Raw genomic sequence first — 12,261 nt, 5'->3', positions numbered from 1 at the left:
CAGACCCGATAAAAAAACACCCCGCACTTGGCGGGGTGTTTTTTTATGGAGTGGTGAACAATCAGCTGCTGTTTTTCACGAACAGGGTCAGTTCCTGACCCGGCTTGAGGTTGTCACTCTTGCCGAGCTGATTCCAGCGCATCACATCCATTACGGCTACCTGAAAACGGGCCGCAATGGCGGAGAGGGAGTCACCGCGGCGTACCTGATAGACCATGGACTTGTTGCTGCTCTTGCCCTGCTTGGGCCAGATCACCAGCTTCATGCCGGGTTTCAGGGACGATTTGGCATTGAGACCGTTCCACTTTGCCAGCTCGTCATGATTGACCCCGTGAGCCTGGCTGATGCTCCAGAGGCTGTCACCGGAACGCACCTTGTACTGGAGCTTGCCACCGCTGCGCTTGGCGACTTGCTGCGGCTTGCTCTGAACGGCCGGACTGACAACAGACTTGCTGCTGCCGGTCGGGATCATCAGGGTCTGGCCACGGCGCAGATTGTTGCCACGCAGGTTGTTGGCCAACTTGAGCTGTTGCACGCTCACCCCGTTGTTCTGGGCGATGCGGGAGAGGGTATCGCCACTGGTGACCTGATAGGAGCGGGTGCGTATACGCTCGCTCTGTGGCAGATCGGCCAGCGCCAGCTCCAGGGTATCGGCATATTCGACCGGTACCAGCAACCGATAGGGGCCCTGGGGAGACGTCGACCAGCGGCTCAGGGCCGGGTTGACCTCTTTCAGCTGAGCCGGACGCAAGCCCGCCAGCTGAGCAGCCACGTTCAAGTCGATCTGGCCTCCGGTATTGACCACCCGCAGCTGCGGTTTGTTGGCCAGTACCGGCAGGGTGACATTGTAGTTGTCCGCATTGCGGATCATGTCAGCCATCGCCAGGATCTTGGGGACATACATCCGGGTTTCGCGCGGCAGATCGAGAGACCAGTAATCGGTGGGACGACCGGCCTTCTGGTTGCGCACAATGGCGTTTCGCACGCGCCCTTCACCGGCATTGTAGGCAGCCAGAGTTTGCAGCCAGTCGCCATCAAAGAAGCGGTTCAGGTATTCCAGGTAATCCAGCGCGGCATTGGTGGAGGCCAATACATCGCGTCTGCCGTCATACCAGCTGTCCTGGCGCAGACCGAAGTTCTTGCCGGTCGCAGGCACGAATTGCCACAGGCCGACCGCATTGCTGCGGGAGCGGGCGTGGGGATCGAACATGCTCTCGATCATGGGAATGGTAATAAGCTCCATTGGCAGCTCACGCCGTTCGATTTCCTCTACCATCAGATACAGGTAGGGCTCAGCCCGGCTGGCAATGGTCGCCAGATGCTTATCGTTGCGCAGTAACCAATCACGCTGTTGGCTGACACGGGCATTGTCCTGTGGTTCAAACTGCATATCATCGCTGATACGCACCCACAGGTTATCCGTGTCATCCAGTGCGTCGATCTGTTCGTCACCGAACAGGAAGCGCGTCGAATGTTTTTTATACGCTTTTTTGTTGACTTGGGGGGACTTGATCGGCTCGATTGCCGTTAGCGCCCGGTCATCCTGATGGCTCAGGTTTTGGCAGCCGCTGAGAAACAGCGCCGCCAATAAGGCCGTTCGTACCTTCATCTCGCTCAGGTCATCTCTTGAAAAACAGCTGGCATCATAAGGGGCAATGGCCCCCTGATCAAGGTTCGTTCAAAAAACGTCCTTCCAGCTGCGCAGGACGGCGAAGGTATCCTCTGGATTTTCCAAGCATTTTAAGGCGTGTTTTTCAGCAGAAAATTTCACGGAATCCTGCTCGCAACGCAGAAAAACGTTGAAATCGCGCTCATCGCCCAGGCGAGAAGGGAGACTCGGCAGGCCCTGCTGGCGCAGTTTGCTGATCATGCCGATCCGCTGCTGGATCGCCTTGTTGTCGGGCTCGACTGCGTAGGCGAAGCGCAGGTTGGAGAGAGTGTATTCGTGGGCACAATAGATGAGGGTGTCGTCGGGCAGGGCCGCAAGCCGCTGCAGCGAGTCATGCATCTGGGCCGGGGTGCCTTCGAACAGGCGACCGCAACCGCCGGAGAAGAGCGTATCACCGCAAAACAGCATGCCATGGCCGTGGTAGGCGATATGGCCATGGGTATGACCGGGCACATGAATGACATCCAGGCTCAAACCATGCCAGTTGATCTGATCCCCGTCATCGAGCCACTGGCCATGGTGATCGGGCATGGGGTCATGTTTGGGGCCATACAATCTGGCATGGGGGAAATGCTTGAGCAGGGCAGTGACGCCGCCCACATGATCCTGGTGGTGGTGAGTCAGCAAGATGGCATCGAGCTGCAAGTCCAGTGCAGCCAGCCGATCCAGCACGGGGGCCGCATCGCCCGGGTCGACCACCAAGCAGTGATTTTCGTGTCTGATCAACCAGATGTAATTGTCGGTAAAGGCAGGAACTGTGATAACGGTATACATGAGTTAGCTTCTCTTTAGGGAGGGTATCTTATATAACTGGATGGCGTTCGCACCCCAAGTTGAGCCCCATTATGCAGTTGGCACGTACCGAACAACAAATCGAGGTCCCGACCAGCTGGTCGGCGTTACCCATGGGGGACTGGGTGGCTGCCGAGATCCAGGAGCGGCTCGATAGCTGGTGCCCACATCTCTTTGGTTATCATCTGCTTAAAGTGGGCGCTCTGAGCGCCGAGCTCTCTTGCGGTTGCTCTTCCATTCGTCACCAGATAGGGGTGGCGACCAGTGGCCGCTTGCTGGATATCAAGGGCGATCCGCTGGCCTTGCCGGTGCGCACCGGCAGTGTGGATGCCTGTCTGCTTGCCCATTGCCTCGACTTCTCGCCCGATCCCCACCAGGTACTGCGTGAAGCAGAGCGGGTGCTGACTGACGATGGTTGGCTCATCGTCAGCGGCTATAACCCGCTCAGTCTGGTCGGTATTGGTCATTGTCTGCCTTTCCTGCGCCAACGTCTGCCCTGGTCGGCACGAATGTTCACCCCGGCACGGGTCACCGACTGGTTGCAACTGCTCGGTTGTGAGGTGATGTTTGACGAACGCTTCGGCTATTCGTTCATGGGCAAACAGAGCCGGATCGGCTGGTGGCGGGAGAGTGTGGGGCGGGATTACTGCAGACCGTTTGCATCCGTCTATGTAATAGCGGCGCGCAAACGGCGTTTTCCGCTCATCCCGGTGCGTCGTCGCTGGCGTTTGCCTGAGTCGATAGCGGCACCGGGCATGGCACGTCAGGGCTGGTAGCCGATGTCTTCGGCGAGTTCCTTGCCGCTGGCGGCATCGCGCGCCAGTTCATCGCAGCGTTCGTTCTCGGGGTGACCCGAGTGCCCCTTGACCCAGAGCCACTCGATCTGATGGCGGGCCACTTCGGCATCCAGCTCTTTCCAGAGATCGACGTTCTTGACCGGCTGACGATTTGAGGTCATCCACCCCTTCTTCTTCCAGCCGATGATCCACTGGGTGATCCCCTGACGCACATACTGGCTGTCGGTGGTAAGCCGTACCTGGCAGGCGGCATTGAGGGTGCGCAGCCCCATGATGGCGGCCATCAGCTCCATCCGGTTATTGGTGGTCAACCGAAAACCGCCAGAAATCTCCTTGCGGTGATCGCCATAGACCAGGACGGCGCCATAGCCACCCGGGCCGGGATTACCGAGGCAGGAACCATCCGTGTATAAATCAATGTGTTTTAACATGAGCAATCGATCTTTTTTAGCGTGAGTCTTGGGGTAAACTAGCGGGTAAGGCCGAAGTTTGACATAGATTGGATCATGAACACACCCCAACTGAATCGCCAGATCATTCTGGATACTGAAACCACAGGTATGAACACAGCCGGTGGCCCCATCTATCTGGGACACCGCATCATCGAGATTGGCTGTGTGGAGGTGATCAACCGCAAGCTGACCGGTAATCACTACCACGTCTATATCAAACCGGATCGGCTAGTGGATCCCGAGGCCATCCAGGTGCATGGCATCACGGATGCCTTCCTGGCGGACAAGCCCTCATTCAGCCAGATCGCCAACGATTTCATCGAGTTCATTCGTGGCGCCGAGCTTATCGCCCACAACGCCCCCTTTGACGTGAGCTTCATGGACTATGAGTTCGGCAAGCTCGGGCTCAACTTCAAAACCAGGGATATCTGCAGCATCACGGATACCCTGGCGATGGCGCGGGATCTTTTCCCGGGCAAGCGTAACAACCTGGATGTGCTGTGCGATCGCTATGGCATAGACAACTCTCACCGCACCCTGCACGGCGCCTTGCTCGATGCGGAGATCCTGGCTGACGTTTACCTGCTGATGACGGGTGGCCAGACCAAGCTGAACCTGGCCACCGAAAGCAGTGAGAGCGAGCGCAATCAGGACACCAGCATTCGTCGACTGGAGAGCAATCGTCCGCCGCTCAAGGTAGTGCGCGCCGGCGCCGATATCGAAGCGGTGCACGAGGCCAGGTTAGACCTGGTCCAGAAGAAGGGAGGTGCCTGCCTGTGGCGGCAATGAGCAAGCTATGGAGTGGCCTGCTGCTGTTGACTTCATTGACGGTCACGGCCAACGAGGTGTTTGCCCCCTCTGACATTCCCCTGCTCGATAATCGCTTTCGCATCGATTATGGCGTGAAGGAGATTACCTTCATCGTGACGCGCAAGCCGGGCACCTCCTCCGTGATACTGGTGCGTCCCGATGGCAGCAAGCTCTATGTCGGCAAGGTCACACCACCCGAGGTGGGCTGGCTGGCGCTCAAGGATCATGATCTCATCACCATTCGTGATCCCATGCCGGGTCCTTGGCAGGCCATCGGCGAGGTAGACCCTGACAATCGGGTGCGGATCCTGTCGAACATCAAGCTTGAAACCGAGCAGTTGCCGACCCAGCTCTATCAAGGGGAGGTGATCAAACTCAAATCCTGGCTGTTGATTGACGATGCGCCGCCCAAAGACGGGTATTACCTCACGGATCTCGGCATGACGGTGAAGTTGCAGCGTTTCAACGATGATACCCAGCAGGGTGAGCCCATTCTGGATGAAGTGCTTGGCCACTACCTTGATGATGGCAAGGGGCTCGACGAGGTGCCGGGAGATGGCGTCATGACCGCCGAGGCTCTGCTCGATGTTCCAGCCGGCAAGTATCGGGCTTTGTACAGCACCGGCAATCAGGTCTTCTCCCGGGCCAGGTCTCAGGATGTCCTTGTCTATCCGCTCCCCGTCAACTTCACCTTGACGCCCCCGTCACAAGAGGTTGGTGCCCGGCTCTCTTTTTTGATCGACGGCGATGAGCTGGATCCCGCCTCCGTGGTCGTCAAAGGCAAGGCGATGAACACGACCAATGAGAGTCTGCCTTTCAGTGCTGTGGCGACCGGGTTCAAAGTCGAAGTGGATCTGTCGGCGCTCAAGGCGGTTGGTCAATATGAGGTGAGTGCGACTCTGTTTGGGACAACCCGGTTGGGCCGCGAGATCCAGGTCATACTGCCGGTCAAATCGTTCAATATTTTCCCCGTGCAGGCGGCTCCCCCTCCGGTTACACCTGTGGCATCGGTTGCGGTTCCGACCCAGGTCAAATTTGAGGAAAAAGAGAGCAGCGGCTGGTTGATATGGTTGCTAGGCGGGGCTGGGATACTGGTTGTCCTGCTCGGCGGGGTGGGATTCATCTTGCTGCAAAAGCGCCGTGCGATGAAGAAAGCGATGGCCGCGCACAAGGCCGAAAGCGAAGGGGCCAAACCCGAGGCCAAGCTAGACCTGAACCTGCCCGAACAGTAACGAGCAGGCCTTCACTAAAAAGCCGCCTGTTGAGGCGGCTTTTTTATATGCGGCAGTTGGTGCACGGGTGTGAAAGGGGTCAATGATCCCCGACGTAGATATCCTTGTGCTGATCGCGGATCTCGAGGAACTTGTCCAGATTGGCCAGCATCAGCTCCACCAGTTGGGGATCGAAGTGCTGTCCCTTCTCTTCTTCTATCAGCGCCAGTACCTTGTCCAGCGGCCACGCCTTCTTGTAGCAGCGATCCGACCCGAGAGCATCAAACACGTCGGCCAGCGCCACGACTCGTCCCTCCAGCGGAATATCGTCTCCCTTGAGACCGCGGGGATAACCGCTGCCATTCCACTTTTCGTGGTGGTTACCGGCTATGGTGGCACCTATCTGGAACAGGGCCAGGTCGCTGCCGGAGAGCATGTCCTGCCCCAGTTGGGCATGGGTCTTCATGATCTCCCACTCTTCCGGGGTCAGTTTGCCTGGCTTGTGCAAAATGGCATCCGGGACCCCGACCTTGCCGATATCGTGCAGAGGAGAGGCGCGCTTGATGAGCTCGCTCTGCTCCTCGCTCATGCCAAGCAGCTGGCAGAGCAGCTCAGTGTAGAGGGCGACCCGCTTGACGTGCAGGCCGGACTCCTTGGAGCGGGTTTCCACCAGCTCGCCGATGCGATAGATGATCTCGCGCTGGTTATCTGCAATCACCTCGTTGAGCCGGATGTTCTCCAGCGCCACTATGATGTTTTCGGTAAACAGGCTCAGCAACCCCATGTCCATCTGGCTGAGCTGACGGGTGGTTTCGATGTGAAACAACAGGTGATGGCGGGGGTTCTGACAGTAGAGCACCATCTGGTTGCCATCATAGACGTTGGCGCGATTGGTCATGGCCTGACGCAAAATAGCAGGAGCATCGACAAGCCGCACGGATGGATGGCCGGGCAGCAGAGGCTCCAGGATCTGATCCCTCACCTCATAGGCAAGCTGCTTCACGTCATAGATCTGGGACTCTTCCAGATTGAGCAGAGCGCTGAGCTGTTCCTGCGCGCCCTCGACAAACTGGCGTAGCGCCCGTTTTTCGAAGATCCCCTTGGAAGCCTCAATGACCTTTTCCAGTCCCTGGCGATTGCTCTCCAGGGTGCGAATATCGCGGTACGAACGCAGGCTGGCCCGCAGCAGGGTGCGCAGCTTCTGGGAGGTGAGCTCTGTCTTGTCCTTGTAATCGTTGATGTCGTAGTTGGTGACCACATCATCTTCCGGCGCTTGCCCCGGTTGCCCGGTTCGCAGCACGATGCGCACCATCTTGTTTTGCAGATCTTCGCGCACGAATTTGACCACATCGAGACCGGCGTGATCGACTTCCATGACCACGTCGAGCAGCAACAAAGCTACGTCCGGGGTCTTGGCGAGCAACTCCTTGGCCTTGGCAGCTGAATAAGCATGCAAAAATTCAATGGGTTTGTTATCGAATTCAAACTTGCTCAGGGTGATCTTGGTGATGCGATGCACTTCGGGCTCATCATCCACAATCATCACCTTCCATCCAGCTTGCTGCTGTTCCTGAAGGGGCAGATCGTCATCGTCAATAATCAGGATTTGGTCATCCATCATGCAATCCTGTTTGGGATCCTGTGCTTACATTAACTGCTTCACTAAGGATAGGAAACTTATTGAGAAATAAAATTTGATCTGTGAAATCTCTTTGTTGTCATCGTGATCCAGGTCCATAAAAAACGCCTCCACATGGGAGGCGTCAGGTTCGTTTTCTGTGTATCAGGCTGCTCTGTGATAGGCCGATGGTTCGAACAGGGTCTTGTTGGCAACCAGGTCGATGGGGTCGAAATCATCGACGTTGATGGTTCGCAGGCGGCTCTCTTCGGCGCGACGCAGCAAGTCGGCCTCATTCTGGTTGAGCACACCGAGCGCCAGACCCGCATCCGCCACCTTGTCCAGTTGCATAAACAGACGCTTGATACCGTCAGCTTTGCATACTTTGTCAAACAGCGGTTCGGCTGCCAGCACGTCATCCAGCGCCTGTTCCAGCAAGCCGAAGGGGTTGCCCTCTTCGCGGGTCAGGTATTGACCCTGTGCCAGTCGGCTGCGAGTCTCGCTCGGCGTTTGCAGCAGGCGAGCTACTTGCTGGTCCAGCTTGTCGCTCGGGCGCTTCATGTCACGGCCAAGGGGCAGCACTATGACGCGCAGCGCAAGGCCAATCCAGCGGTTCGGGAAGTTGCGCAGCAGCTCGTCGATAGCCTCTTGCGCCTTGAACATCGCATCTTGCAGTGCCCAGTGCAGCAGTGGCAGATCCGCCTGCTGACGACCCTCATCCTGATAGCGTTTGAGGGCACTTGAGGCCAGATAGAGCTGACTCAACACGTCGCCCAGGCGAGCGGAGACGCGCTCCTTGCGCTTGAGCTCGCCACCCAGGGTGCCCATGGCCATGTCTGACAGGAAGGCCAGGTTGGCCGAGAGGCGGGAGAGCTGCTGGTAATAGCCCTTGGTCTGATCCTTGTAAGGGGCTGCGGCGAAGCGAGCACCGGTCAAGCCCAGCCAGAAACTGCGCACCAGGTTGCTGATGGCAAAACCGACGTGGCTGAACATGGCTTTGTCGAAATCCTTCAGCGCCTGCTCCTTGTCCGGATGGCTGGCTGCCAGCATCTCCGGCAGGACATAGGGGTGGCAGCGGATGGCGCCCTGACCGTAGATGATCATGCTGCGGGTCAGGATGTTGGCCCCTTCTACTGTCACTGCGATCGGGGCACCCTGATAGCCACGGGCCAGATAGTTGTTCGGGCCCATGCAGATGGCCTTGCCGCCGTGGATGTCCATGGCATCTATGATGCACTTCTGGGCACGGTCGGTGAGGTGGTATTTGACGATGGCGGAGATGACCGAGGGTTTTTCCCCCAGATCAATACCGGTCACTGTCAGGTTGGCGGCAGCGCCCATTATGTAGGCGTTGCCACCGAGACGGGCCAGCGGCTCTTCAATGCCTTCCATCTTGCCGATGGGCAGCTTGAACTGGCGGCGGATGCGGCTGTAGGCGCCGGTCGCCAGGGCCAGCATCTTGACGCCGCCCGTGCTGTTGGAGGGCAACGTGATACCGCGGCCAACCGAGAGGCATTCGACCAGCATGCGCCAGCCCTGACCGGCCATGGCCGGGCCACCTATGATGAAGTCGAGCGGTACAAACACATTGTCGCCACGGGTCGGACCATTCTGGAACGGCACATTGAGCGGGAAGTGACGACGGCCTATCTCTACCCCCTTGATGTGGGTCGGGATCAGGGCACAGGTGATGCCCAGCTCCTCTTCGTCACCCAGCAGGTGATCCGGGTCGCGCAGCTTGAAGGCCAGACCCAGCACGGTAGCAATAGGGGCGAGCGTGATGTAGCGCTTGTTCCAGGTCAGGCGCATGCCAAGCACCTCTTCTCCTTCCCATTCACCCTTGCAGATAATGCCGAAGTCGGGAATGGAGCCGGCGTCGGAACCCGCTTCCGGGCTGGTCAGGGCGAAGCAGGGGATCTCTTTGCCTACCGCCAGGCGGGGCAGGTAGTGGTCTTTTTGCTCATCGGTGCCGTAATGTTGCAGCAGTTCACCCGGGCCGAGGGAGTTGGGGACGCCTACTGTTGAGGCCAGCACGGCGCTGGCGCCACACAGTTTTTGCAGCACACAGGACTGGGCATAGGCGGAGAATTCCAGACCACCGTATTTCTTCTTGATGATCATGGCGAAGAACTTGTTGTCCTTCAGGTATTGCCATACCTCGGGGGAGAGATCGGCCCGCTCGTGAGTCACTTCCCAGTCGTTGACCATGCGGCAGACGTTTTCAACCGGGCCATCCATGAAGGCTTGCTCTTCGGCTGACAGAACGCTGACCGGGATGGCGTGCAGCTTCTTCCAGTTCGGGTTGCCGGCGAACAGGTCTGCTTCCCACCAAGTGGTCCCGGCTTCGATGGCTTCCTTCTCGGTGCGGGACATCTCCGGCATGATCGACTTGTAGATCTTGAACAGCGGCTTGGTCAGCTGATTGCGGCGAAAATCCACCAGGTTGAGGGGGATGGCAATCACGGCGAACAGTGCCCACACCAGCAGGGGGACATGGCCATAGAGGGTGCCAGCGACCAGGGCGGCGGCCGTGGCAAGCGTGGATGTGAACAGAGACGCCCGGCGATAAGCCATGGCGCCGATCACCAGGATCACCCCGAGCAGAGTGAGGGTCGTCGTCATTTTTCGCTCCTTGCATGAGTTGCCGAAGTTGGCTAAGCAGTAGATTAACTGATCCAGAGGTCTGACCTGTTGGATATGGCCCCTGTTGTAATTCATACGCACAAACTTATCAAGCTGTTTACAAGCTCGTTACCTTCACGCTGTGAGCGGCATAACGTCCTGCAGGCGGCATCTTGGCTGGCTGGGGGGCGACGATTGGATTGGCTTGTGCGACAATGACGCCGCCCACATTTTGGAAGAGACATCATGTACCAAGAACTGATCCGCAATGAATTGACCGAAGCTGCTGGCGTGCTCCAGGCGTTCCTGGCAGATGAGCAGAATCTGAAGAACATAGAGGCAGCCGCCAAACTGCTGGCAGACTCCTTTAAACAGGAAGGCAAGGTGCTCTCCTGTGGCAATGGTGGCTCCCACTGTGATGCCATGCATTTTGCCGAGGAGCTGACGGGCCGTTATCGCGAGAACCGTCCAGGCTATGCTGGTATTGCCATTTCCGATCCCAGCCACCTCTCCTGCGTCTCCAACGACTTTGGCTACGACTATGTGTTCTCCCGTTATGTGGAAGCGGTCGGCCGTCGCGGTGACGTCTTGCTCGGCATTTCCACCAGTGGCAACTCGGGCAACATCCTCAAGGCCATCGAAGCCGCCCATGCCAAGGGCATGAAGGTGATAGCGCTGACCGGCAAGGATGGTGGCAAGATGGCGGGTCTGGCCGATGTCGAGATCCGGGTGCCGCACTTTGGTTATGCCGACCGCATTCAGGAAGTGCACATCAAGGTGATTCATATCCTGATCCAGTTGGTCGAAAAAGAGATGGCCAAGTAATAAGGAGTCCGCTGGTTATGTGCGAACTGCTCGGCATGAGTGCCAATGTGCCGACCGATATCTGCTTCAGCTTTACCGGTCTGATGCTGCGCGGCGGCAAGACGGGGCCACACAAGGATGGCTGGGGGATCACCTTCTATGAGGGGAGGGGGTTTCGCACCTTCAAGGATCCCGAGCCCAGTGCCCAGTCGCCGATAGCCAAGCTGGTACAGGCGTTGCCCATCAAGAGTCGCGCCGTGGTCAGCCATATCCGGCAGGCGAACCGCGGCTGCGTGTCGCTGGAAAACACCCATCCGTTCACCCGTGAACTGTGGGGCCGCTACTGGACCTTTGCCCACAATGGCCAGCTGACTGGCTACAAGCGACTTGCAACCGGGCGGCACCGTCCGGTGGGAGACACCGACAGCGAACATGCTTTTTGCTGGTTGCTCAACCGACTGGAGCAGAAATACCCCAAGCGTCCCGCCAATTTCCCCGCCATGTTTCGCTATCTGGCGACCCTGTGCGATGAATTGCGCGGACTCGGGGTATTCAACATGCTGCTGTCGGATGGGGAGTTCGTGATGACCTATTGCAGCAACAACCTGCATTGGCTCACCCGGCGTGCTCCGTTTGGCGAGGCCCGGCTGCTGGATGAAGATGTGGCCATCGATTTTCAGAGCGAGACAACCCCGGATGACGTGGTCACCCTGGTGGCGACCCGCCCGCTCACTGGCAATGAAAATTGGGTCAAAATGGCGCCCGGCGAGTTCAGCCTGTTTCGCCTTGGTGAGCGAGTATGCGGCAGTTAGATTCGGTAATCGTCTGATTTAAATGTAAAAAATACCAGGGTAGAATCCTACCCTGGTTCTTCGCAGCAGCCATACAGGCAAAAAGGGATGAGAGAGGTGTTGCTGAGCTGCATCATTCTCACGGCCTTTATTGTTATTTAAATGTTAATTTATTGGCAATGTTTATATTTCAATAACGCCTGCCTCTCACCAAATTAATAGAGCTCGATCACACTTTCCTTCTCTCCACCGTTTGCCGGTCAGCAAGTGAATATGGGCGAGGGATGACGCTGTCACGTTGGGCATCTATAGTATGGTCTGTTTGAATACCACCAGAGAGGGCTGAGGGATGGAATGGTTGGATCAGAAAGTGTTGCGACAGCTGGCGGAAGATATAGGTCAGGAGATGATGCCGGTCGTGATCTCGGTGTTCATCGAGGAGGTGGGTGAGCAGCTCACCCAGCTTCGGCCTCTCTACGAACGGCGGGACTGGCCCGCGCTGGCCCGGCTTGCCCACAGCATGAAATCGTCCTGCGGCAGCTATGGTGCCCAGCTCAGCTATCAGCAGGTGGTGGCACTGGAGCTGGCCTGCAAGCACGAAGATGCCGACGAGGTTGCCCGCTTGCTGACCCAGCTGGAGCAATCCCTGCCTCAGGTCCTCTCCCACCTTGCCAACTATCACTGAGCTTGTTGCG

General features: G+C 57.7%; 11 protein-coding genes. 6 read left to right on the top strand and 5 right to left on the bottom strand.

What is annotated here, in order from left to right:
• Positions 1-61: 61 nt before the first annotated feature.
• Entirely contained in the window at positions 62-1,609 is a 1,548-nt protein-coding gene (locus ONZ54_RS14950) for a LysM peptidoglycan-binding domain-containing protein (RefSeq protein ID WP_087756020.1), read from the bottom strand.
• 69 nt (positions 1,610-1,678) lie between these two features.
• A complete protein-coding gene (gene gloB / locus ONZ54_RS14945; protein ID WP_021137884.1) occupies positions 1,679-2,443 on the bottom strand; it encodes a hydroxyacylglutathione hydrolase in 765 nt (254 codons plus the stop codon).
• Positions 2,444-2,514: 71 nt separating this feature from the next.
• Between gloB and ONZ54_RS14940 the strand changes: the two genes are divergently transcribed.
• Positions 2,515-3,237 (top strand): class I SAM-dependent methyltransferase, encoded by a 723-nt coding sequence (locus ONZ54_RS14940; protein WP_005309825.1) that lies wholly within the window; start codon positions 2,515-2,517, stop codon positions 3,235-3,237.
• Here the strand turns inward: ONZ54_RS14940 and rnhA are convergent.
• Positions 3,225-3,689, bottom strand: coding sequence for a ribonuclease HI (rnhA, locus tag ONZ54_RS14935; RefSeq protein ID WP_058395005.1), 465 nt, complete (start codon positions 3,687-3,689; stop codon positions 3,225-3,227). The genes ONZ54_RS14940 and rnhA overlap by 13 nt on opposite strands.
• Positions 3,690-3,764: 75 nt before the next feature.
• Between rnhA and dnaQ the strand changes: the two genes are divergently transcribed.
• Positions 3,765-4,499, top strand: a complete 735-nt coding sequence (gene dnaQ, locus ONZ54_RS14930; RefSeq protein WP_021137882.1) for a DNA polymerase III subunit epsilon — start codon at positions 3,765-3,767, stop codon at positions 4,497-4,499.
• A complete protein-coding gene (locus ONZ54_RS14925; protein WP_058395004.1) occupies positions 4,496-5,752 on the top strand; it encodes a TIGR03503 family protein in 1,257 nt (418 codons plus the stop codon). The genes dnaQ and ONZ54_RS14925 overlap by 4 nt, the downstream gene beginning before the upstream one ends.
• A 79-nt stretch (positions 5,753-5,831) precedes the next feature.
• Here ONZ54_RS14925 and ONZ54_RS14920 read toward each other — a convergent pair whose 3' ends face one another.
• Positions 5,832-7,349, bottom strand: coding sequence for an HD domain-containing phosphohydrolase (locus ONZ54_RS14920; protein ID WP_021137880.1), 1,518 nt, complete (start codon positions 7,347-7,349; stop codon positions 5,832-5,834).
• Between the two features lie 165 nt (positions 7,350-7,514).
• Positions 7,515-9,971 carry an acyl-CoA dehydrogenase FadE gene (gene fadE, locus ONZ54_RS14915; RefSeq protein ID WP_059168589.1) on the bottom strand — a complete coding sequence of 819 codons (2,457 nt, stop codon included), beginning with the start codon at positions 9,969-9,971 and terminating at the stop codon, positions 7,515-7,517.
• A gap of 246 nt (positions 9,972-10,217) precedes the next feature.
• Between fadE and lpcA the strand changes: the two genes are divergently transcribed.
• The 3 genes from lpcA to ONZ54_RS14900 all read left to right on the top strand — a co-directional run bounded on the left by lpcA (position 10,218) and on the right by ONZ54_RS14900 (position 12,251).
• A complete protein-coding gene (gene lpcA, locus ONZ54_RS14910) occupies positions 10,218-10,796 on the top strand; it encodes a D-sedoheptulose 7-phosphate isomerase (RefSeq protein ID WP_005309841.1) in 579 nt (192 codons plus the stop codon).
• Between the two features lie 17 nt (positions 10,797-10,813).
• Entirely contained in the window at positions 10,814-11,587 is a 774-nt protein-coding gene (locus ONZ54_RS14905; RefSeq protein WP_005309844.1) for a class II glutamine amidotransferase, read from the top strand.
• A gap of 328 nt (positions 11,588-11,915) precedes the next feature.
• The gene (locus tag ONZ54_RS14900) at positions 11,916-12,251 is read left to right on the top strand and encodes an Hpt domain-containing protein (RefSeq protein WP_005309846.1); all 336 of its coding nucleotides are present in this window, start codon (positions 11,916-11,918) and stop codon (positions 12,249-12,251) included.
• Positions 12,252-12,261: the final 10 nt, after the last annotated feature.

Source organism: Aeromonas salmonicida (assembly GCF_028355655.1).
In the GTDB taxonomy this organism is placed as follows: Bacteria; Pseudomonadota; Gammaproteobacteria; order Enterobacterales; family Aeromonadaceae; genus Aeromonas; species Aeromonas salmonicida.
This window is presented reverse-complemented; position numbering and strand designations above follow the sequence as displayed.